Raw genomic sequence first — 22,488 nt, 5'->3', positions numbered from 1 at the left:
GTCGCCCGCGGACTTTCGCTGCACTTTCCGCCTTTGTTGATGGAGGATCTTACTGCCAGTCGTCGGTGCGAAAGGGGGAGGCAGGAATGTTTGCGGCATTCACCAGGTTTCCTTTGGGCATGCCGGCAAAGCTGTAGTGCACGGCCTTGGGATCGGTGAGTTTTTCGTTCCAGACGATGACTTTTCCGTCTTCGACTCTGGCACTGGCCCAGACGAATTTGCCATCCGTACCGGCGATGGCGAAGCCTTCGAGTTCGCCCGATTTGGCTTTCAGGCCATCGGCGTATTCGAAGGAGAGCACCATCTTTCCTTTTTCGGCTGTCGCTGATTTGAGCAGCGGCCCAGTGGGCAGAAGACTGGCTTTTTGATACACGTCATGCAGCACGATGGTGGAGAGGCGTTTGGCGTACTCTGACTTGTTGGTGGGGTGGCCGTTAAGCTCTCCGTGCAGGTCCATGGTGATGGCCATGCTGGTGTGCGGAACGCTGAGCGTGCGGCGCTGGCCATCGCGCACGGCGACGCCCCAGCCTTTGGGCTCGGAGGGGAGCTTTTGCACGCCTTTGACCGCGGGAAGCTGGACATAGGCGAAGTGGAACTCATCGCCCCAGCGCGCGCGCCAGTCTGCAATGAGCGTGCGAAGCTGGGTGCCATACAGGGGGCTGAAGGGGCCGGCGGCATTGCGCTCTCCCTGATACCAGATGACGCCGCGAATGGTGTAGGGTACGAGAGACGCGATCATGCCATTGAACAGGCCACCGGGTTTCATGACGGCCAAGTTTTTATATGGCAGCGGGGCTTTCGGGGCGGGCTGCTTCGCTTTCAAAGCAGCAGCCCGTACTTTCAGCCATGCGGCTTTGTCTTCGAGAAACTTCTTCTGAGCGGCCTCGGGATCAAAGCCGGTGAGGCGCTGCTGCCAGTCTTCAAGCAAGGGCTTTAGCTCTGGCACAGCCTGCTGGGCTGAGGCGCTGGTCCAGGCCTCGATGGGAGTACCGCCGACTGCGGAGGTGAGAATACCGACGGGTTGCTTGAGCTCGGCAAGGAGATCGCGAGCGAAGAAGTAGCCCATGGCTGAGAAATCGCCCACGGTTTCCGGCGAGCACACGCGCCAGGAGCCCGGGCGATCCTGGGCGGGTTCGTCCGCAGGCACGGGCAACTGGTAGATCTCATAGGGTTCATCATGCACGAAGACGCGAATTTCCGGATGCTTGGCCGCAGCCATCTCCGCGTCCGCATTGTCCACGAGGCCGTGCATCTTGTCCTTGATGCGCATCTCCATGTTTGACTGGCCGGAGGCGAGCCAGACCTCACCCACAAGGACATCTCTGATGGTGAGGGTGTTTGTGCCCGAAACCGTCAGCGTCTGTGGCTGAGCGCTGGCCTGGAGCTTGTCGAGCTTCACCCACCATTTTCCGTCGGCAGCAGTCTTGGTGGCTTTTTTCTGACCGGCGAACTCCACCTGCACCTCCTCGCCTGTGTCCGCCCAGCCCCAGATGGCCACGGGAGTGTCCGCCTGCAGCACCATATGGTCTGAGATGACCGCGGGCATCTTCACGCCGGCAAAGGCACAGGTGGCGGATAGGAGCAAAACAAGGGCTGGCTTCATGGTGGTGGCATGATTGACGTGCAGACGAGGGTGATGTTTCTGGTAAAATCTGCTGACCAGCGGAGAACTGAGGGGCGCCATGCGAGCACCGGCGGCAGCGGTGCGTATGTGATGCACCATGAAATCCGCCCTTCGTCTTTTTTCCTTCCTGCTTCTTCTCAGCAGCCACGCTCTGCATGCAGAGACCAAGGCGCCAGCGGTGATCATCCCGGCACACACACGGCAAAACGATGTGGTCTATGGCCGCAAATTTGGATTCGCGCTGACGCTGGATGTCATCACGCCGGAAAAGCCGAATGGCTTTGGCATTGTGTACATGGTGAGCGGCGGCTGGGTTTCGGGCTACTCACCCAACACACCGCCTTTTTACGCGCCATTTCTTGAGCGTGGGTACACGGTCTTTTCTGTGCGGCACGCGTGCCAGCCGAAGTTCATCATTCCTGAGATCACGCAGGATATTCACCGCGCCGTGCGGTTCATCCGGCACAATGCCGCCCAGTGGAAGGTGAATCCGGACAAGCTGGGAATCAGCGGCGGCAGTGCGGGCGGGCATCTCTCTCTAACGATGGCGGTGCACGGCGGTCCTGGAGATCCGAAGGCGAAGGACGCGGTGGATCGTGAGAGCAGTGCGATCCAGGCGGTGGCATGTCTGTACCCGCCCACGGATTTCCTCAACTATGGCAAGCCCGGTGAGGATGCCGTGGGAGTGGGCACGCTGAAGAATTACAAAGGGGCCTTCGGCGCTGAGTCAGACACGCCGAAAGGGCGGCAGCGTCTGGGCAGGGAGGTCTCGCCGATCTACTACATCACTGCGCAACTGCCGCCGACTTTCATCATTCACGGCGATCAGGATTTTTTGGTGCCAATTCAGCAGTCGGAGACTTTTGTGGCCAAAGCGAAGGAGGCAGGTGCGACGGCCCAACTGGTGGTGAAACCGGGCGCAGGCCATGGCTGGACGGATCGCCAGCCGGACTACGCCCAGTTTGCGGAGTGGTTTGATGCCCACCTGCGCGGCGTCAAGAAGTGAGCGGTGTCACTTCGTCGGGAACGGATTGCGCTCCTCGAAGCCGCTCTGGTGCCAGTAGGGGTAGATCTTCGGCTTTGCGCTGGCGGCGTCGAGCTTGGCCACCTGATCCGCGGTGAGATTCCAGCCGACGGCGCCGAGATTTTGGCGTAGCTGATCCTCATTGCGGGCACCGATGATGAGAGAGGAAACCGTGGGGCGCTGCAGCAGCCAGTTAAGCGCTACCTGCGGGACGGTCTTGCCGGTCTCGGCGGCGACTTCGTCCAAGGCGTCCACGACTTTAAAGAGGTATTCATCCTCCACCTGCGGGCCCATTTCCCTGCTGAGCTTCTGGGAGAGGCGGCCGCTTTCCGGCCGGGGCTGGCTGCGGCGGATCTTGCCGGTGAGGCGGCCCCAGCCGAGCGGACTCCAGACGACGGCACCGACTTTTTGATCAACACCGAGAGGCATGAGCTCCCATTCGTATTCGCGGCCGACGAGGGAGTAGTAGGTTTGATTGGCGACGTATTTGGTGAGGCCAAACTTGTCGGCATGCGCCAGTGACTTCATGAGGTGCCAGCCGGAGAAATTGGAGACACCGAGGTAGCGGATTTTGCCAGCGCGCACGAGATCATCCAGCGTGCCGACGACTTCCTCCACGGGGGTCATGGCATCGAAGCCGTGAAGCTGGAAGAGATCGATGTAGTCGGTGCCGAGGCGCTTGAGGCTGCCCTCCACAGAGCGAATGAGATGCCAGCGGGAGGAGCCGACGTTGTTTGGCCCTTCGCCAAAGCGGAAGGTGCCCTTGGTGGAGATGAGCACCTGATCGCGACGGCCTTTGATGGCCTGGCCGAGAATTTCTTCAGCGAGGCCGTTGGAGTAGATGTCTGCCGAATCGAACATGGTGAGGCCGTGCTCCAGGCAGATGTCGATGAGGCGGGAGGCTTCCGCGACATCGGACGCGCCCCATTCTTTGAAGAATTCCGTGCCGCCGCCGAATGTGCCGGTGCCGAGGGTGAGGGAGGGGACCTTAAAGCCGGAGCCGCCGAGTTGTCTGTATTCCATAGGAGTTTGTGAGGTGGTTTGTTGAGGAGTGAATGAAGCTAGGAATTGAAATCCCGCAGGCTTTTAAAAACATCCGCGGCGATTTCGAAGGAATGCAGCCGCGCCTGCTGATCGTGGATGTGGGCGGTGGCGATGATTTCGTCCGCGCCGGTGTCATTGAGAAGGACTTCGATCTGCTGGCGGAAAGTGTCGGGTCCGCCGACGGCGGAGCAGCGGGTCATGCGGGCGACGTGTGCGGCCTCAACGGGGCTCCAGAGGGCATCGATGTCGTCAACGGGAGGTGGCAGCTGCTTGGGCCAGCCGCGGATGAGATTGAGGAAGACCTGCTGGAGCGAGGTGAAAAGACGCTTTGCCTCGGCGTCGGTGTCTGCGGCGATGACATTGACGCCGATCATCACATGTGGCTCCTGCAGCGCTGCGGAGGGCTGAAACTGGTTGCGGTAAATGTCTAGCGCCTGATGCAGCAGCTCGGGGGCGAAGTGAGAAGCGAAGGCGAAAGGCAGGCCCAGCTCTGCCGCGAGGGTGGCACTGAATGTGCTGCTGCCCAGCAGGTAGATGGGGACTTTTAACCCCTGCCCCGGCACGGCGTGCACTCGTTGTCCGGGGGTGGGATCGCCGAGAAAGGCGATCAATTCCTGCACATCCGCCGGAAAGGTATCGCCACTGCTGCCAAGACCGCGACGGAGCGCACGAGCGGTAAGATGGTCTCCACCGGGAGCGCGACCGAGGCCGAGATCGATGCGGCCAGGATACAGCGACTCCAGCGTGCCGAACTGCTCCGCGATGACCAGCGGAGCATGATTTGGCAGCATGATGCCGCCGGAGCCGACGCGAATGGTGGAGGTGCCGCCGGCGATGTGGCCGATGACCACCGAGGTGGCCGCGCTGGCCACGCCGGGGATATTGTGATGCTCGGCCACCCAGAAGCGATGGTAGCCCCACTTCTCCGCATGCCGCGCCAGATTCAGCGAATGCTGAAAGGACTGAGCGGCAGTCTCGCCCTGCAAGATGGGCGACAGATCGAGGACGGAGTAAAGGAGGCCGGGGGGCGTTTTCATAACGCTGGGTAATCGGTGTAACCCTTCGCCCCGTCCGCATAAAAGGTGGACGGATCAGGCGCATTGAGCGCTGCGTTTTGAGCAAAGCGTTTGGGCAGATCGGGATTGGCGAGGAAGGGCACGCCGAAGGCCACTGCGTCCGCGTCTCCTGCGGCAAGAATCGCATTGCCGGACTCCAGGGTGAATTTCTCATTGGCCACATACACGCCGCCGAAGGCTTTTTTCAGCGCGGGGCCGATGCTGTCCGGCGCCTGATGCTCACGGGCCGCGATAAAGGCGATCTTGCGTCGACCCAGCTCGCGCGCGACGTGACTGAAAGTTTCGAGCGGATTGGCATCGCCCATGTCATGGGCATCTCCGCGAGGCGCCAGGTGCATGCCAACGCGGTCGGCGCCCCAGATCGAGATGACGGCATCAGCGACTTCAAGCATCAAGCGGGCGCGATTTTCCACCGAACCGCCGTATTCGTCCGTTCGGTGGTTGGTCTTGGACTGCAGGAACTGATCGAGCAGGTAGCCATTGGCACCGTGGATTTCCACACCGTCGAAGCCGGCGAGCTTGGCGTTTTCAGCGCCTTTGCGGAAGGCTTCGATGATGCCGGGGATTTCGGAAAGCTCGAGAGCACGCGGTTTGACGAAGGGTTTTTCAGGACGAACGAGACTCACATGCCCTGCGGCGGCAATGGCGCTGGGGGCCACGGGCAGTGCGCCATCGAGAAACATGGGGTCTGAGATGCGACCGACGTGCCAGAGCTGCAGGAAGATGTGGCCACCGGCCTCATGCACGGCCTGGGTGACAAGCTGCCAGCCAGCCACCTGCTCCTGTGACCAGATGCCGGGGGTATTCGCGTAACCGACGCCCATGGGCGTGACGGAGGTGGCCTCCGTGAGGATGAGTCCCGCACTGGCACGCTGGCGGTAGTACTCGGCCATGAGGGCGTTTGGCACGCGCTGCTGCCCGGCGCGGGCACGGGTGAGCGGGGCCAGGAAGATGCGGTTCGGGAGCTGCAAAGGGCCGAGCTGGAGGGAGTCAAAGAGAGTGGGCATGATCTGTTAGTTCTATTGTTCACAAATACGGAACAATAGAAATATTGAACTGCAAGTGAAATTAATGTAGCGTGCATGCATCAGACCTCTCCACCATCCTCCAGCCGAAAGTTTTTCCGTGCCCGGCATCCTGCATGCCTTGTCAGACCCGGTGCGTCTCAGCATCGTGGCGGAGCTGCGGAAAGCGGAGGAAGGGCTGAACTGCGTGGAGACGACCGGCCGACTAAAGTGCACCATGCCGAAGTCCACCTGCTCCCAGCACTACCGCATATTACGCGAGGCAGGGATCATCCACAGCGAACGCCGCGGCGTGGAGCTGACAAGCAAAGTGAGGCGCAAGGAGCTGGAGAGCCGTTTTCCGGGGCTGCTGGACACCATTCTCAAAGCATGGAAGCGTGAGCACGAGGAGTGACAGAGCCGCCTGTCCGCCAGCCTGAGGCTGGGCGCGTCGAGCCACCACCCCCCTTCCTTCTTTGACCATGATGGCACCGCACTGTCATGGTAATACGGGTGCCGGATGCGTGGTTCAGGCACGCGGCCGGCAGTTTCGATGAGACGTTGCTTGACCACCCGCTGCTTTGGAGGACTACATTCTCACTGACGTGGACCTCAAGCTCATCAACCGTGAAATTCTCCTCTCCTTCTGGAAGGTGCATGTGCTGCACCATGCCGCCGAGGGCGAGGTGATCGGCCAATGGATGCTGAAGGAACTGGCGCACCACGGCTATGAAGTCAGTCCGGGTACGCTCTACCCGCTTCTGAAGCGCATGGAGAAAAACGGCTGGCTCACCTCCAAGGCGGACGCAGCACGCGGTCCCAAGGCGCCGCGATCCTATACCATCACCAAGGAAGGACGCGCGGTGCTCAAGATCGTGCGAAAGCAGCTCAGAGAGCTGGGCGTGGAAGTGGGCAAGCACTGACACTTGCGCGGGGGTGCAAAAAACTGATCGCGCAGCATGCGTCTGCCATCGTATAGACCGGCACGTTCACGTAAGCCCATGCATGGCATGCAGAGTGCTTTTCCATGACGCCTCCCCTTTTTACTTTCACCTTCACCATACCAGCACTCCATGTACGTCGGCAAAGACTTTCGTTTGATTCTCCTCTGGCACTTCGCACGTCGGAACTTCATTGAGTCTCTGCTCATCAGTACTATTGCAGTATTGCTTTATCGCTTCGCCGGGATGCGCTGGATCGCCATCCCCTTCCTGCCCGTCGGCACCATTGGCACTGCCGTGGCCTTTTTCGTCGGCTTCAAGAACAACCAGGCCTATGACCGCCTATGGGAGGCCCGTCGTTTATGGGGTGGCATCACCAACGCCTCCCGCAGTTTCGTCGCCCACCTGAAGGCCAGTCTGCCCGCCGACTCCAAGGACGTGCGTGAGGCCGCCTACCGCCACCTCGCCTTCATCAATATTCTCCGCCTTCAGCTGCGCCGCACCATCCCCTGGGCCACCAGCAAGCAGAACCTGCACAAGACTTTCGCCGGAGAGCGCCTTGAACTGGAGGAGTTCGACAAAGGCCTCAAGCGCATCCTGGAAGAACATGGCAAAATGCATTACTATGACCGTCTCAAGATCCTCAACAACCCGGCCTGCATGCTGCTCAAGGTGCATGCCGAGCACCTGGCCCGGCTGAAACGCGAGGGCGTGATCGATGGATTCGAGCACATCGAACTGATGCGGCTCATCACCGAATTCCACAATCTCCAGGGCGGATGCGAGCGCATCAAAACGACCCCGCTTTTCCGCCAGTACAACATCTTCAGCCACATCTTTGTGCACATCTTCATCTTCCTGCTGCCGTTTGGTCTGCTGAAGGACCTCAGCTCCATCGTGGGCGGGCCCGGAGTCTGGCTCACCATTCCCTTTTCGGTGCTCATCTCATGGATCTTTTACACCATGGAACAGACTGGCGAGTTCAGTGAAAACCCGTTCGACAACGCCATCAACGACACCCCCATTTCCACCATCTGCCGCAATATCGAGATCGACGTGCGCGAGATTCTCGGGGAAGAAAAACTGCCTCCCAAGCTGCAGCCCGAAAACAACGTCCTCCTCTGACGGAGACCTGGCCATCCGCAGTGCAGGAGCCACGGCCTGTCGCAAAGGAAAAAGCCGGCTGGGGCTGGTGGTGAAAAAAACGCTTTTTTGAGGAAAAAGCTTGTTCGGCAGTCGTTTACGGTGCCCGTAATCGGTTCCCGCTCCGTTCTCCCGACCCATCATGTCCCTGCCCCGCCTCGCTCTCCGCCACCCATGGACCATCATCGTCATCGTCGTGGCGATCCTTCTTGGAGCATGGCAGGCGAAAGAAAAGATGGCGCGAGATGTCTTTCCGACACTGGGCATCCCCACCATCTACGTGGCGCAGCCCTACGGTGGCATGGATCCGCTGCAGATGGAGGGCTACCTGACCTACTACTACGAGTATCACTTCCTCTACATCGCGGGCATCGAGCATGTGGAGTCCAAGAACATCCAGGGCGCTTCGATCATGAAGCTGCAGTTTCATCCTGGCACGGACATGTCCGCGGCGCTCTCGGAGACGATTGCGTATGTGAATCGCGCGCGCTCCTTCATGCCGCCGGGCACGCCGGGTGCCTTCGTCACACGATTTGACGCCGGCAGCGTGCCGGTGGGAAATCTCGTCTTCTCCACGGAGAACCCCGCGCGCACCGTGGGGCAGATGCAGGACGCCGCGCTGAACATGGTGCGCCCGCTCTTTGCCACGCTGCCCGGGGTCTCCGCCCCGCCTCCCTTCGGCGGCAGTGCGCGCACCATTTTGATCAATGTAAAGCCGGACCGCCTGCGCGCCTATGGACTCTCTCCGGATGACATCGTTGCGGCCATGACGGCCGCGAACACCATCAGCCCGAGCGGCAATCTCTCGCTCCCGCACAGCTTCCCGATTGTGCCCACGAATGCGGTGGTGAAAAACATCCAGGACCTCGCGGCCGTGCCGGTGAAGGTGACCGATCAAGGAGCGGTGTATGTGCGCGATCTCGGCGAAGTCAGCGATGGCAGCGACATGATGTACAGCATCGCCATCGTGAACGGCAAGCGCACGGTATACATGCCGGTGACGAAGCGCAGCGATGCCTCCACGCTCAGCGTGGTGGAGCTGGTGAAGCAGAACCTGCCGAAGTTCAAAGCCGCATGCCCCGAGGACATCAACGTCACGTTCGAGTTCGATCAAAGTCCGTGGATCATCCGTGCCATCCGCGATCTCGTCAAAGAGGGCGTCCTCGGCGCGGCACTCACAGGGCTGATGGTGCTCCTTTTCCTGCGGGATCTGCGCAGCGCGTTCATTGTGGTGCTCAATATTCCCATCGCCATCGCTGCCGCGGTGCTGGCGCTATGGATCGGGGGTTACACCATCAATCTCATGACGCTGGGAGGCCTTGCGCTGGCGGTGGGCATTTTGGTGGATGAAGCCACGGTGGAGATCGAGAACATCCACAGGCACATGAAGCAGGGCGGCGGCCGCTCGCTGGCGCGGGTGGTGCTGGATGCCTCAGAGGAAACGATCGGCCCGCGCTCGCTTTCCATGCTGTGCGTGCTCGCGGTGTTTGTGCCAAGCTTATTCATGACGGGCGCGGCCAAGGCGCTCTTCCTGCCGCTGTCGCTGGCGGTGGGCTTCAGCATGGTCGCTTCGTATTTGCTCTCCAGCACGCTGGTGCCGATCCTGAATATTTGGTGGCACCGTGAGGCGACGAACCGAAGAGCAACGGTGCCGGTTGCGGTGGAGGCTGCAAGCCGGAGGCTTGCGCTACTTTTCAAGCCCTCCATCGCGCTGCGTCATATTCTTGTGCCGGCCTATCTTGGGGGTGCCATCTTTGCCATCAGCGTGCTGCTTCCATTCCTCGGCACTGAGATCTTTCCGCAGATCGACGCGGGGCAGCTTCAGCTGCGCCTGCGTGCTCCTACCGCCACACGGCTTGAAACCACCGAGCAGATCGCGCTGCGCACGCTGGCCATCATTGGGGAAGAGAGCGGCACGGACAAAGTGGCGATCAGCATGGGCCTCATCGGCGTGCATGCGCCGAACTATCCTGTGAATCTCATTCACCAGTGGAACAGCGGGCCGGAGGAAGCCATCCTGCAGATCCAGCTCAAGGAAGGCAGTGGCGTGGCGGTGTCTCCGCTGCGCGAAAAACTGCGCGCACGCCTCGCAGCGGAATTTCCACAGGTGCAGTTCTCGTTTGAGCCTGCGGACATCGTTTCACGCGTGATGGCGCTCGGCTCCCCCACGCCCATCGAGGTGGCGATCAGTGGCAAGGACTTCGCCGCCAGCCGCGTGCATGCAGAGCTTCTCAAGTCCAAGCTCGCCGAACTCAAGGACCTGCGCGATGTGCAGTTCAGCCAGACACTTGACTACCCCAGCGTGGATGTGCATATCGACCGTGAGCGCGCGGGCCTGCTCGGCGTGAAAATGAGCGATGCCACGCGAAGCCTCGTGGCCGCGACCACCAGCAGCCGCTTCACCGTGCCGATCTTCTGGGCGGATACCAAGACAGGCGTCAGCTACTCGCTCCAGGTGCAGGTGCCGCAGCCGCTGATGAAGAGCCTGGAAGACCTGCGCAACGTGCCCGTCACCGCGCAGAACCGGCCGCCCGTGCCGCTGCGCAACATCGCCAAAATCACCGAAGGAAATGTCATCGGCCAATACGACCGCTACAACATGGCGCGCAGCATCTCCATCACGGCAAATCTGCATGACCGGCCGCTGGGCAGCATCGCCAAGCAGGTGGAAAAGGTGATCGCTGACAATCCGGCCCCCGCAGGAGTCAGCGTCACGCTGCGTGGCCAGGTGCCGCCGCTCAAAGAGCTCCAGAGCGGATTGCAAACCGGCCTGCTCATCGCGATTGTCACCATCCTGCTTCTGCTGGTGGCGAACTTTCAAAGCGTACGCCTGGCTCTCATCGTGCTGACTACGACGCCTGCCGCGCTGCTTGGCGTGGTGCTTGCGCTCATGTTTACCGGCACCACTCTCAATTTGCAAAGCTTCATGGGTGCCATCATGTCCGTCGGTGTGGCCGTGGCGAATGCCATCCTGCTCGTCACCTTTGCTCATCGTGCGCAACTCGGCGGAATGAGCAAGAGAGACGCTGCTTTGGAAAGCGCCACCTCACGCCTGCGTCCTATTCTGATGACCACGCTGGCCATGATCGCTGGCATGATCCCCATGGCGCTCGCGCGTTCACAGACGAGTCCGCTCGCCATCGCCACCATCGGCGGCCTCGCGCTCGCCACCGTTGCGACGCTGCTCGTGCTGCCTGCGGTGTATGCGCTGCTGGCTTCGAAGACGGCCAAAGAGGCATCGTTGGAGCCACTTGAATCCTGATCAAACACGCTACGGCTATTCCAATTTAACGTTCTCAGTTCCCAGCTTTCACTCCTTCGTTTTTCTCATGCGCAGCCTGCTCTTTCTCATCTTCGCATCCGCCGCTTCGGCGCTTGATCTTCCTGCTGCGAAGCCTACTACCGGTACCATTCACCGCTGGGTCTCTCTCCCTGCCACACTCGCGCCATGGCAGCAGGTGGTACTGCATGCAAAGGTCACCGGCTACGTCGCCGCGATCAGCGTGGACAAAGGAGATGCGGTCAAAGCAGGCCAGGTCATTGCGAAGCTCGAAGTGCCGGAACTCCTGGCCGATCTCGCCAAGAGCAAAGCGGAGATTGCTGCCGCCAGTTTGGAGTCGAAGCGCATGCATGAGGCCCGCGCGAAATCTCCCGACATCGTGCTGCCGCAGTCGGTTGAAGATGCGGAGGCCAAACTGGCGATCGCGAAGGCAGGCATGGACCGCATCACGACGTTGCTCGCGTTTGCTGAAATCAAAGCGCCGTTTGATGGCATCGTCACCGCCCGTCATGTGGATGCTGGCGCACTCGTCACCGCGCACACCAGCAAGATCGTGGAGATTGTGGATGCCAGCACCTTGCGACTGCAGATTCCCGTCACTGAAATGGAGAGCTCCCTCGTGGCGGTCGGCAAACCGGTGAAGGCGCAGATTGATGCCAGCGGCCCCGCACCGGTGGAGGCCAGCGTTTCTCGCATCGCCTACGCTCTGGATCCCGCCACCCGCACCATGCTTGCCGAGGCCGATCTAAAAAACACCGAGCTCAAGCTCCGCCCCGGCATGTATGCCATGGCCAAGATCGCCGTGGAAAAACATGACAATGCCACGCTCATCCCCGTGGCGGGACTTGTGATGGAAAAGACCAATGCGTTTGTCTTCAAGCACGTCGATGGCAAGGCCGTGAAGACTGCCGTGAAGACTGGCTTCAATGACGGCGCGAATGTGGAGATTCCTGAACTCAAAGCTGACGACGTCATTCTCCTGCCCGGCACTACGGTGTTGACGGACAAGCAGGCTGTCACAGTGAAGTGATCGTCTTTCATCCGTTCACCCATCATTCTCATGAACAAGCCTGATCACAGAAAAAGCCGATTGAGGGTGGATGTGAGCATGATGGTTATGATCATGGCCGGCACGTTTTGCATACTGATTGCCGGCGGACATGGCGGTGGCTTCCTATGGCAGTATTTCGCAGAAAGACCTGCCGACATCATTTGTTCTCCGTTCGGCCAGCCCTTTTTGGCGGCACTGTTGCTTCCAGTATCATCATTGGTCTCTTTGAAAGGGTCCACTATTCTTCGCTGGCTGGCCCTGCTGCTGTTGACCGGATTCTTTATTTTCCTTGGCCTGAAACGGGAGAACGTAGAAGTGGCCTGGATAACCACAGCCCCCTTGCAGATCATTTTTTTCATCCAGTTTGCACGAACTATCGATCCCCAGCAGCTCCCACCGACTCCAGCCCCTTGATCAGATGAAAAATCCAAGCTTCCGATTGCTCGCCACATCACTCGTCCGTCATTGCGCGGCGCTGCTGCTCCTCAGCCCGACGCTTCTCCGGGCCGATACTGCCTTCGTCGATCTCCGCACCGTCATGCGCCTCGCGGGGGCGAACAACGACGAGATCCAGAATGCGCGCGCGAAGCATGATGAGGCGATTGCGGAGTCCAAGCAGGCCTGGCAGCGCTTCTGGCCCACCTTGAGTCTCGGTGCCGGGTATCGAGGTCATGAGGGCCGCTTGCAGGATATTGCGGGTAATGTTTTCAACGTGAACAAGCAGCAGTACACGGTGGGCTCCACGGTCATGATCGACTGGTCTCCGGGGGACATTTATTATGCGGCGCTCGCCGCCAAGCAGCGTGCGCTGGCTGCGGAGCATCTGGCGGACAAAGCACGCATCGATATCGTGACTCAGTCGGTGGAACGGTATTATGACCTCCTCGCCGCCGAGGCCATGCTCTTCATCATTGAGGATGACCTGCAGCTTACGGAGGACTATGGAAAGCAGCTCGATGGAGCGGTCACGGCGGGCACCGCCTTCCGCGCCGACCTGCTGCGGGTGAAATCGCAGATCAGCCGGGCGAAGCTCGCCATTCGACAGGGCGAGGAAACGCGCGATCTTGCTGCCGCCCGGCTCGCAGAAATCCTGCGACTCACTCCCGAAGCTGCACTGCGCCCCGCAAAGTCGGACCTCGTTCCCGTCAAAATGATGGTGGGCAAAGGTGTGGCCACCATGATCTCGATGGCGCAGCAGAACCGTCCGGAGGTGCATGCCGCGCAGGCCATCCACAAGTCCATGGATGCAGAGAAAGATCGCGCCCGCGTGGCTCCGCTGATTCCGTCCGTGCAGGCGGGTTACACTGCCGGCGGACTGGGTGGCGGCCCGAATGTGGGAAACCGCTGGGGAAACTTCGGCAGCCAGCAGGACTACTACCTCGGCCTCGGCTGGAAGATCGGCCCCGGCGGTCTGTTTGACCGTCAGCGTCAAAAGGTGGCGGATGCACGCGAAGAAAGCGCCGCGCTGCAAACCAGCCAGGTTAAGGCAGAGATCGGCCGTGAAGTGGTCGAAGCCGCCACGCGCTCGCAGTCCGCCAATGACCGGATTCGGATCAACGACGAAGCCGTGAGTGCCGCGGAGGAAATGACGAAGCTGGCCAAGGAACGCCAGGCCAGCCAGGTGGGCGTGGTGCTGGAGTACCTGCTGGCGCGTGAGGAACTCACCCGCGCACGCCAGAGCCGTGTCATTGCCGTGACTGAATTCAACAAGGCGCAGCATGCCCTGAAGCGCGCGGTGGGGAAATAAGCCACACACGTCTTGGGCGCGAATGATGCGGTGTTCCAGTTGCACCCATGTGAGGTTGCTTCAAAATCCTGCCCATGAATCTCGCACCCGATCATATCCTGCAAACCGGTCTCGCCTTCTGGGCTTCCAAAACACTGCTCAGCGCCGTGGAGATGGAAATTTTCACCGAACTGGCGAAGCATCCTGGAGATCTCGGCACCCTGCGGGGGCGCATGGGATTGCATCCACGCGGAGCGCGTGATTTTCTCGATGCACTGGTGGCTCTGAAGTTTTTGCAGCGTGATGAGGACGGCACCTACCGCAACACACCGGAGACGGACCTGTTTTTGGACAAGGCCAAGCCGTCCTACATCGGCGGCATTTTGGAGATGGCCAACCACCGTCTCTTCCCCTTCTGGGGCGGCCTCACGGAAGCACTGCGCACTGGCGAACCGCAAAACGAATCCAAAGGCGGGCATGATCCTTTCACCGCACTCTATGCCGACCCCGCCAAGCTGCGTGAATTCCTGCGCGCCATGTCTGGCGTGAGCCGCGGGGCGAACATGGCCATCGCGCAAAAGTTTCCCTGGGCGAACTACCAGAGCTGCGCGGACATCGGCACGGCGCAGGGAGATCTGGTCACGCAGATCACGCTGGCCAATCCGCACCTGAAGGGCATCGGCTTTGATCTGCCGGAAGTCGCGCCGATCTTTGAAGAATACATCACGGCCAACGGCTTGGACGGCCGCGTGAAATTTGCCGGAGGCAGTTTCTTCACTGATGAACTTCCGCAGGCAGACGTGCTGCTGTTTGGCCACATCCTGCATGACTGGAACCAGGACACGAAGCTCATGCTGCTGAACAAAGCCTACTCCGCACTGCCCGTGGGTGGCGCCGTGGTGGTTTATGATTCGATCATTGACGATGCGCGCAAAGAGAACGCCTTCGGTCTGCTCATGAGCCTGAACATGCTGATCGAAACTCCCGGCGGCTTTGACTACACCGGGGCGGATTGCATCGGCTGGATGCAGGAGGCCGGCTTTACGAACTGCCGTGTCGAGCACCTCGTAGGCCCGGACTCGATGGTGATCGGCATCAAGTGATCGCGGCGGCTCAGCGCTCTAGCAGTCCTTTTTTGCGCGGCAGATAGATCCGCGGCTGGAGGAAGCCGTCTGGATTGTCCGGCCAATGGGCGCCGTCTTCGATCCATTCGTAAAGCAGGTCGGTTTCAGCCGCTGTCAGCAAGGGGCCCATGGACTGGCCGGGATGATTGCCACCCCAGGACACGGCGGTCAGCAGCCTGCTGGCGTGCGGATCTCCCGGCACGACGAAGGCCCGGCCATACCTGCGGGGCGCGTAAAGATCGCTGCGCTGGACGAGTGAAAGTCCGGCCGGGGCGTCGCTCCCGCGATGACAGGAAAGGCAACGGGCCTGAAGGACCGGCTTTACGTACTGCACAAAATAATCATGGTCTGCGATCGCGATGAACGGGTGGGTGGGATCCGTCCTTTGGGAGCAGGCGGCGAGCAGGGCCAGACCCAGGCACAGGCAAATCAGGAGGACACGGCACTTCATCCGAGATGATAGCCATCCACAGGGCATCTGTGACGCCAATTCAGGCAGGCAGCGCGCCTTTTTAAAAACGACTCTCCCGCCCCAGTTTAGAGCACCGGTCCTTTGACGGCCCAGCGCTTGAGCACAAAGCCAGGACCCTTGGCGCGCCATTTGGCGACATGCGGCGTGGTGTAGTGCAGATCAAAGGCGGCCTGATCCACATAGCTCTCGCTCAGCGCAAAGAGATTGGACTGCTCATTGTCGCGGCTGACTTCGAAACGGATGCAGCCAGGCTCCAGGCGGGAAGCGGCGGCGTTTTCGAGAATGACTGAAAGGAATTCATCGATCTTCTGCGGATCGATCTCGAGGATGACAATGACGTTGACCATAAGAGCAAGAGAGAGGCGATTTTTGATTAACATGCAACCTGCGTTCTACGTATCATGGCCTTAACATCCCCCAGCCATGAAACTCCGACTCGCCCTCCCCACGCTGCTGGCCCTCAGTCTTCACGCGCAAGACGCCAAACCAGCCGGGACACCTGCCACTCCACCTGCGGCTGCGGTGCCAGCCCCAAAGACAGAGACCAAGCCCGCGCCAGCCGCGCCCCCTGCGAAGCCCGAAACCAAGCCCGCAACACCTGCGCCAGCCCCGGCGGCCACCACTCCAACCCCTGCCCCAGCCAAACCCGCAACTGCGCCAGCCAAACCGGGAGAACCTCCGGCCAAGCCAGCGACACCTCCAGCCAAACCGGCAGCCCCGACTCCGGCACCTGCCAGTCCCGCTCCTGCTGCGGCAAAGCCGCCACCCCCCAAGCCCGTCGCCATTTTTCCTGACAAAGCGCTGGAGGCTGCGGTGCGGAAGCAGGTTTTCGCCAAGCGTGACACCCAGGATGTCATCACCGCGGAAGATGTGGCCTCCGTTGCGATCATCGAGGCCAAGAAGGCTGGCATCAAGGATCTTACCGGCTTGGAGAAATGCACTTCTCTGGCCTCTCTGACCCTGCCGGAAAACCAGATCAGCAATCTCGCGCCCATCAAGGGCCTGGAGCGGCTGCAGTTCCTAGACGTCTCCAACAACCTGATCAGCGACATCACGCCGCTGGCCGAATGCAAATCGCTGCAATACGTGGAACTCACCGGCAACAAGGTGAGCAATGTGACGCCTCTCAGCGGCATCCAGTCCCTCACCTCCCTCTACCTGGCCAACAACCAGATCAAGGACGCCTCCGCCCTGTTCAAGCTGCCGAAAGTATGGACGCTCTACCTTGAGGGCAACCAGGTGACCAATCTCGCGGGCATCGGCGGCATGAAGTGGCTTTCCATGCTTTCGCTCAAAGGCAACGGCGTGGTGGACATCTCCCCGCTGGAGCCGCTGACGGAGCTGCAGTTTCTTTTCCTGGAAAACAACCAGATCACCGACCTGACGCCGCTGCACCGCATGTGGAAGAAAGACAACGACGGCCCGCGCGAATGGGCACCCTACTGCCAGATCTTCATTGAAGGGAATCCCATCGACGACGCTTCCAAGAAGTTCGTGGATGAAATGAAGAAGGCGGGCGCACGCATCATGCCCTGACCCGCCGCACTGCAAGCCGCAGCGCAAAGTGCTTGCCGTCTTGGACGCCAGCAGCTTAGCATGCGGCATGAAAGCGCTCCTTCGCCTCCTCGCCCTCGGTCTGCTCATCGGCAGCTCCCAAGCAGCTGATCCACCCCGCCAGTGGACTTCCAGCGACGGCAAGTCGAAGTTCATGGGGAACTTGATCGAGTTTTCCGACAAGGAGGTGAAAATCCGCCGCAGCACTGACTTCAACCAGTACCGTGTGCCGCTGGACAAGCTCTCGAAGGAGGACCAGACCTACATCCAAAGCCTGCTGCGTGAGAAGCGTCGCGATGGCGGACTCAAGGAAGGAGTGCACGCAGCCAAGATCACCGGCCAGTTTGTCAAAGGTGTGTCCAAGCAGGGGCTGAACTACCAGCTGTGGGGAAACCCCAAACTGGATGGCACCAAACGCTACCCCCTGGTCATCTGGCTGCATGGCTCGGGCCAGAGCGGCTCCGACAATGAATCCCAGCTCGGTGGTGCACCGAAGATCTGGACCACTGAGGACAACCAGGGCAAAGCGCCCTGCTTCCTGCTGGCTCCGCAGTGCCCCTCTGCTGACATCGGCTGGAAAAACGAGGTGGCCGCCAACCTCCTGGCGCTGATTGCTGACCTCACCGAGCATCTGCCCATCGATGAAACGCGCTTGTATCTGACCGGATCGTCCATGGGAGGATTTGGCACCTTCGGCATCGCCGCCAAATATCCCGGCGTGTTTGCCGCCTGTGTCCCCCTCTGCGGCGGTGGCGACGTCAAAAACGCGGAAGTCTTGAAGACCACCCCGTTCTGGGTCTTCCACGGCGACAAGGATGACATGGTCCCCGTGGACCGCTCCCGCGCCATCGTGGCCGCCGTCAAGCAGGCCGGAGGCGAGCTGATGAAATACACCGAACTCGAAGGAGCAGGCCATGGCATCACGGGCCTCGTATATCCACGTGCCGATTTGCATGAATGGCTGTTCCAGCAGAAAAAGCAGGCCCCGTCGGCGAACTGAAAAATTGCCAAATCCGACACATGCTTCACCACCATCATTCCGCCACCTGCCAGCATCATAATGAGGAAACAGCGCGCGAACTCGCCGCCTCCATGATGAGCCGCGCACGTGAGGCCGGGCTGAGGCGCACCAAGGCGCTGGAGAACGTGCTTTCTATTCTGGTCCATTCCCATCAGCCCCTTTCCCTGGCAGACATTGCCGAGTCGCCCGACCTCACCAGCGGCGCGGACAAGGCCACGGTCTATCGGGTGCTGGTCAAGCTGGAGGAACTGGGCCTCATCCGCCGGCTTGGGCTGCATGACCGCAGCGCCTACTACACCCTGCTGCAGGCGGGGCACCACGATGATTACCTCATCTGCACCCAGTGCGGCCGCATTCAGCGCCTGGACATTGCATGCCCAGTGGAGGCCCTGGAAAAGCAGATCGAGAAGGAGTCCGGCTTCCGCAAGCTCTACCACGAGCTGGAATTCTATGGTCTCTGCCCGCAGTGCGGGTGATAACGAGGGCCGTCCAAAGAAGTCTGAGCCACGTGTGAAGCGGAGGACTTCGTGCAGCTCTTGCTTCGAGAAGTCTAGGCGGGGCGACCGTGTGTGGGATCAGGATGATCCCACTTCTCCCGAAGTGCTGCGCGGCATGCTGTTCTCGAGGGGAGGAAGACCCGAGTTGAGGATTCGTGGTGTGAGAGATCAAGCTCGATCATCAACCACGGCGCGGAGCAAAAAAAATCCCGCACAGGTTTGCACCCGTGCGGGAAGTGAATGAATCAAAACCGATCAGGGCGGCGGCGAGGAGCCAGCCGTGGAGATCGTGTTCGTCTGGTTGGCGCTGGTGGAACCCGTGCCGGTAGGAGCACCCGAGGTGCCAGCACCGAGGTTGTTGTTCTGAGAGTTTGGCCCCTCTGTTCCAACCACCGGGACAGGATCGCCATTGGAATTGGTCGCAGTCACATTTGTGGTGGTGGTGCCATCAGGTGCTTTCGTCTCAGTCACCGTCGTCGTTGTCTGAGCACCACTGGAATCGGTCGTTTTCGTCGAACTGGTGGTCACCACGGTGCCATCGGACTGGACAGTCGTCGTCACTGTAGAAGTGCCTGTGGTGGTAACGGTGCTGGTGGGAGTAGCACCAGGTGCGTTCGGATCAACGCCGGGAGCGTAATTGACGGTTGTAATCGTCGTGGTGTCGCTTTGAGCGGCATCGCCCTGTGCAATCATCTGGGCGGCGTTTTCAGGTGTGATGTTGCTTGAGCCAGCGCCTGCGCCATGAGCATCACCCACGGTCACGGTCACGACCGACTTGGATCCGTCCGCATTGGTGACGATGACGGTATTGGTGGTGACGATGTTGATGACATTGCCTTCAGCGGAACCCGTGCACTGGAAGTCAGGCGGATTGAACTCAGGCTCCCAGCGCAGCGCCAGATAGCGGGTTTTGACGGGCTTGGAGGGCTTGGCCTTGATGGAGCCAAGACCACGAGTGTCTTCAGCCACAGCCACGGGAGATTTGGCGCCGAACTCATTTGGATCGAAGGCCATGCGTCCGCGCCAGTCTTCTTTTTCGGGCAGATTGTCGAAGGCGAACACTTCGAAGCGGACAGGGCGCGGAGAGTGCACAGAAGCGAATTCGTTCAGAATGCGGAGCTGGCCAAAGTCATAAATGATGGTGCGATACTTTTCATCAGACTCAGGGAAAGCGAACTTGTTGTAGGTGATGGCGCTGTCCACACCATTGGCGGGTTTGGGAGCAGCGTAAACCACACGTGCACCACCCAGGCCGTTGATAAGGTCGGCAGGCTTGCCGCCCTGGCCATCTGGAGACTGTTTCACGGCGTAGCCCTTGTCGGTGGTGGCACCAAAGAACTGGAGATGACGGATGATGCCGCCTTTGGTCAGAGCGAGCTCGAGCTTGACGAACTTGGCCTGCATCCCGGCGAATTTGAACTCCACATTGCGATCAGCCGCGGAAAAAACTTTTTCCTCAAGAACTGCCCAGCCGTTCTTGTCCGCGCTGGCGGAGAGGGTGGCCTTACCTTCGATGCCATCATTGACGAAAGAAGATGATGAGATGAGCACCGGCTTGCCAAGATTCAGGAGCACGAAGCTTTTTCCAGCAGACACGGTGGAGGAAGCGGTGATGTCGCTGGAGAGAATGGAATCAGCGCGACCAAAGCCAGAGGAACTGTCAAGCGAAGCGCTGCTGGCTGGACCGGTGATGGTATTGACTGGTTTCTCCTTGATGATGGGAATGCGCGACCATTTGGCATGGATGGAACCGGCAGTCAGCAGACTGCCGAGGATGACGATGGTGGGGGCGAGCTTCATGATCAGGTGTGAAAAATTGAACGTTGAATTTGGTGTTGGAAAGCCAGCAGAGGTCAGCGTTCGTTTTTTAATTTTGTTGAATCAACTTACAGTTACACCACAAACGGCAGGCGGTGTAAACATTTTTTCTGTGTCAGGAGTGAGGAAATAGAACTTGATTTGTTGTATCTTCCATATATTCTATAACAATGAAATGTCCGCGCTGCCACGCCAGTGTCGCCCCAGAACAGGTTTCCTGCTCTGGCTGCGGATTTTCTGCGGCGCTGCTCCATCACATCCTTGGAAATCAATGGGTTAGATTGGAAAGGATTACTGATGTGGCGCACTGCTTGAGACTGGAAGACACACGGCTTGCGGAAGTCGTTTTGGACGATTTTGAGCGCTGCTTTCCACAGGCATTTTTTGCGGTTTACCTAGGCGTACTCCCCAATAACTTGAGCGTTGCGGAACTGGGATTCTGGCTCCTGAACCAGGGAGCGTTCAACACTCACTCTGTGAGCCGCCGAAATGACTACGGACTGGTTCTGGTGGTGGATCCCTCCGCCAAAACGGCCTGCATCTCCCTGGGGTATGCGATCGAGCCCTATTTCAAACCAAAAATCCTCCAGCAGATGATGCAAATCATCGGCGGCCATTTGAGCCAGGGAGCTTTCGGCATGGCCATCCAGTCCTCGTGCATTCGGGCGGGAGAAGTGCTGAGAAAGCACGCTCAAGCCCTGCATTGGAAGCCCGAAACGGCAGCCGTGGCCGACAGCATACCAGACATGGGCCTGCAGCCGCTGCGCGGCGGGCACCGCCCGGCTTCACGCCCCCTGACCGAGTCCTTCCCTGCGAGAACATGAGCGCGGCCTCCTCCAGCAAGGATACACTCAGGCCACCAGGAGGTCCGGCACGGTTGCTGCTTTGCTGCCTGCTGATGTGTGCCGCCAGCCATGCTGAAATTCCGCAGGCGGCTGAAAAAGCCGGGGAGCATGGCCTGCCCCTGCCACGCTGGACGGAGCAGGAGCTCAAGACATTCCGCGAGAGCCTCCCGGAAATGAACAACCCGGAGGTGCTGCTGCCCGCCAACGGCCAGTCCACCACTGACATCAACGAACTCATCCGCACGCCGCTGCCCAGCAGCCCAAGGCTGGATCATTTCTTTGATGGTCAGGACGGGGCGCTCTCCGCACGATTGAGCGCCGAGGACATGCGCTTTTTTCTACCCCAGTCCGTTCTAGGCCAGCCTTCGCAGGCCGAACCGAGCAACGTGCAACTACCCACGCCACTGGCGTCTCTGCGGGAGGTGTCTTCTGAATTTCTGGCGGCCAGCTACCAGAGCCTGGCGAAAGAATACCTCATCGACCCCAACCAGCTCATACCGGAGATCCAGAATCATGACATGATGCGCCTGCTGGAGTTTCATGCGCATGATGCACGCATCAAGCTGTTCGTTTTGATCTTAAAGCATGACCAGGCGCTGCCGGAAGGAGCACAACTGGAGAAACTTGCCTCTGGCGGCCTGATGCAGACCGATGCCTGCCTGGCGGTCTATCCGCTGGGAGAGCCGTGGCGCACGAGGCTGTTTGTGAGCCGGTCCATCCACAATCAGATTTCGACCGGCTTTTTGAGTGACACGATCCAAGCCTGCCTGCGTGAAGCCCTCCAGAGCAGCAACGCCCATGACCAGCTGCGCAGCTATACGGTGCAGCTTTCCACCCGGCTTTTCTGGCTGCAAAAGGCACTCGGTCCGGAGGCTTCCGCCGGGGACGGCAAGGGACAGCCGCTGGATGAATTCAGCCCCATGGTAAAAACCTCGGTTGCGGGAAGCGGAGGCATCGGCATGCCGGAGGTCGTCCGGGCTTCGGTGATTTTGGTTACGCTTTGCGGGGTGGGTGTACTATTCCGCCGGCTTCGTCAAGTGTTACGGCTCCGGAGACAGCGCAGGGTCTGGATGCTGCCAGAGCCAGAAACCATCCCACGATTGGGGGGGGCATTTACGGGTGGCGGGGGCGCTGTGATCCGATATGCTTGAATTTCGGACCACAGCGCGATCGATTTGGGAGACTTTTGCAACTTCAATTTGTCAAAATCATTCCTTGAATGATAATTAATAAGATTGCCCATA

Annotated in this window: 21 protein-coding genes; 14 read left to right on the top strand and 7 right to left on the bottom strand. The window is 59.9% G+C overall.

The annotated features are described in order from the left end of the window. Positions 1-49: 49 nt before the first annotated feature. On the bottom strand, positions 50-1,603 hold the full coding sequence (locus tag ACILSR_RS27445) for a sialate O-acetylesterase (RefSeq protein WP_395753016.1): 1,554 nt from the start codon (positions 1,601-1,603) through the stop codon (positions 50-52). Between the two features lie 118 nt (positions 1,604-1,721). Between ACILSR_RS27445 and ACILSR_RS27440 the strand changes: the two genes are divergently transcribed. Further along, a complete protein-coding gene (locus tag ACILSR_RS27440) occupies positions 1,722-2,630 on the top strand; it encodes an alpha/beta hydrolase (protein WP_395753015.1) in 909 nt (302 codons plus the stop codon). Positions 2,631-2,636: 6 nt separating this feature from the next. On the opposite strand, the gene ACILSR_RS27435 is transcribed toward ACILSR_RS27440, so the two are convergent. Genes ACILSR_RS27435 through ACILSR_RS27425 form a run of 3 tightly spaced genes read right to left on the bottom strand, consistent with a single transcriptional unit; the run spans position 2,637 to position 5,775 of the window. Then, entirely contained in the window at positions 2,637-3,671 is a 1,035-nt protein-coding gene (locus ACILSR_RS27435; RefSeq protein WP_395753014.1) for an aldo/keto reductase, read from the bottom strand. Positions 3,672-3,709: 38 nt separating this feature from the next. Further along, complete coding sequence (locus tag ACILSR_RS27430) at positions 3,710-4,729, bottom strand: LLM class flavin-dependent oxidoreductase (RefSeq protein WP_395753013.1); 1,020 nt, start codon at positions 4,727-4,729, stop codon at positions 3,710-3,712. Further along, entirely contained in the window at positions 4,726-5,775 is a 1,050-nt protein-coding gene (locus tag ACILSR_RS27425; protein WP_395753012.1) for an alkene reductase, read from the bottom strand. Before ACILSR_RS27425 ends, ACILSR_RS27430 begins: the two co-directional genes overlap by 4 nt. Positions 5,776-5,893: 118 nt before the next feature. On the opposite strand from ACILSR_RS27425, the gene ACILSR_RS27420 reads away from it, so the two are divergent. The 8 genes from ACILSR_RS27420 (at position 5,894) to ACILSR_RS27385 (ending at position 15,016) form a co-directional block, all read left to right on the top strand. Continuing rightward, positions 5,894-6,187: an ArsR/SmtB family transcription factor gene (locus ACILSR_RS27420; protein ID WP_395753011.1), complete on the top strand. Its 294-nt coding sequence runs from the start codon at positions 5,894-5,896 to the stop codon at positions 6,185-6,187. Positions 6,188-6,377: 190 nt separating this feature from the next. Next, positions 6,378-6,695, top strand: coding sequence for a PadR family transcriptional regulator (locus tag ACILSR_RS27415; protein ID WP_395753010.1), 318 nt, complete (start codon positions 6,378-6,380; stop codon positions 6,693-6,695). A 150-nt stretch (positions 6,696-6,845) separates the two neighbouring features. Then, a complete protein-coding gene (locus tag ACILSR_RS27410) occupies positions 6,846-7,838 on the top strand; it encodes a bestrophin family protein (RefSeq protein WP_395753009.1) in 993 nt (330 codons plus the stop codon). Between the two features lie 160 nt (positions 7,839-7,998). After that, complete coding sequence (locus ACILSR_RS27405) at positions 7,999-11,118, top strand: efflux RND transporter permease subunit (RefSeq protein WP_395753008.1); 3,120 nt, start codon at positions 7,999-8,001, stop codon at positions 11,116-11,118. A gap of 67 nt (positions 11,119-11,185) precedes the next feature. Further along, positions 11,186-12,166 carry an efflux RND transporter periplasmic adaptor subunit gene (locus tag ACILSR_RS27400; protein WP_395753007.1) on the top strand — a complete coding sequence of 327 codons (981 nt, stop codon included), beginning with the start codon at positions 11,186-11,188 and terminating at the stop codon, positions 12,164-12,166. Positions 12,167-12,196: 30 nt separating this feature from the next. Next, positions 12,197-12,601, top strand: coding sequence for a hypothetical protein (locus tag ACILSR_RS27395; RefSeq protein WP_395753006.1), 405 nt, complete (start codon positions 12,197-12,199; stop codon positions 12,599-12,601). A 4-nt stretch (positions 12,602-12,605) separates the two neighbouring features. Next, positions 12,606-13,934 (top strand): TolC family protein, encoded by a 1,329-nt coding sequence (locus ACILSR_RS27390; protein WP_395753005.1) that lies wholly within the window; start codon positions 12,606-12,608, stop codon positions 13,932-13,934. A 74-nt stretch (positions 13,935-14,008) separates the two neighbouring features. Next, positions 14,009-15,016 carry a methyltransferase gene (locus tag ACILSR_RS27385; RefSeq protein ID WP_395753004.1) on the top strand — a complete coding sequence of 336 codons (1,008 nt, stop codon included), beginning with the start codon at positions 14,009-14,011 and terminating at the stop codon, positions 15,014-15,016. 10 nt (positions 15,017-15,026) lie between these two features. On the opposite strand, the gene ACILSR_RS27380 is transcribed toward ACILSR_RS27385, so the two are convergent. After that, positions 15,027-15,488, bottom strand: a complete 462-nt coding sequence (locus ACILSR_RS27380; protein WP_395753003.1) for a c-type cytochrome domain-containing protein — start codon at positions 15,486-15,488, stop codon at positions 15,027-15,029. 86 nt (positions 15,489-15,574) lie between these two features. Continuing rightward, on the bottom strand, positions 15,575-15,889 hold the full coding sequence (locus ACILSR_RS27375; RefSeq protein ID WP_395753002.1) for a putative quinol monooxygenase: 315 nt from the start codon (positions 15,887-15,889) through the stop codon (positions 15,575-15,577). 43 nt (positions 15,890-15,932) lie between these two features. Here ACILSR_RS27375 and ACILSR_RS27370 point away from each other — a divergent pair, with 43 nt between their 5' ends. The 3 genes from ACILSR_RS27370 to ACILSR_RS27360 all read left to right on the top strand — a co-directional run bounded on the left by ACILSR_RS27370 (position 15,933) and on the right by ACILSR_RS27360 (position 18,560). Next, a complete protein-coding gene (locus tag ACILSR_RS27370) occupies positions 15,933-17,045 on the top strand; it encodes a leucine-rich repeat domain-containing protein (protein ID WP_395753001.1) in 1,113 nt (370 codons plus the stop codon). 67 nt (positions 17,046-17,112) lie between these two features. Continuing rightward, on the top strand, positions 17,113-18,063 hold the full coding sequence (locus tag ACILSR_RS27365) for a prolyl oligopeptidase family serine peptidase (RefSeq protein WP_395753000.1): 951 nt from the start codon (positions 17,113-17,115) through the stop codon (positions 18,061-18,063). Positions 18,064-18,083: 20 nt separating this feature from the next. Then, positions 18,084-18,560: a Fur family transcriptional regulator gene (locus tag ACILSR_RS27360; protein WP_395752999.1), complete on the top strand. Its 477-nt coding sequence runs from the start codon at positions 18,084-18,086 to the stop codon at positions 18,558-18,560. Between the two features lie 276 nt (positions 18,561-18,836). Here ACILSR_RS27360 and ACILSR_RS27355 read toward each other — a convergent pair whose 3' ends face one another. Next, entirely contained in the window at positions 18,837-20,381 is a 1,545-nt protein-coding gene (locus ACILSR_RS27355) for a hypothetical protein (RefSeq protein ID WP_395752998.1), read from the bottom strand. A gap of 494 nt (positions 20,382-20,875) precedes the next feature. Here ACILSR_RS27355 and ACILSR_RS27350 point away from each other — a divergent pair, with 494 nt between their 5' ends. Continuing rightward, positions 20,876-21,223: a hypothetical protein gene (locus ACILSR_RS27350; RefSeq protein WP_395752997.1), complete on the top strand. Its 348-nt coding sequence runs from the start codon at positions 20,876-20,878 to the stop codon at positions 21,221-21,223. After that, positions 21,220-22,395 carry a hypothetical protein gene (locus tag ACILSR_RS27345; RefSeq protein WP_395752996.1) on the top strand — a complete coding sequence of 392 codons (1,176 nt, stop codon included), beginning with the start codon at positions 21,220-21,222 and terminating at the stop codon, positions 22,393-22,395. The genes ACILSR_RS27350 and ACILSR_RS27345 overlap by 4 nt, the downstream gene beginning before the upstream one ends. Positions 22,396-22,488 lie beyond the last annotated feature (93 nt).

Source organism: Prosthecobacter sp. (assembly GCF_044222565.1).
Lineage (GTDB): Bacteria > Verrucomicrobiota > Verrucomicrobiia > Verrucomicrobiales > Verrucomicrobiaceae > Prosthecobacter.
This window is presented reverse-complemented; position numbering and strand designations above follow the sequence as displayed.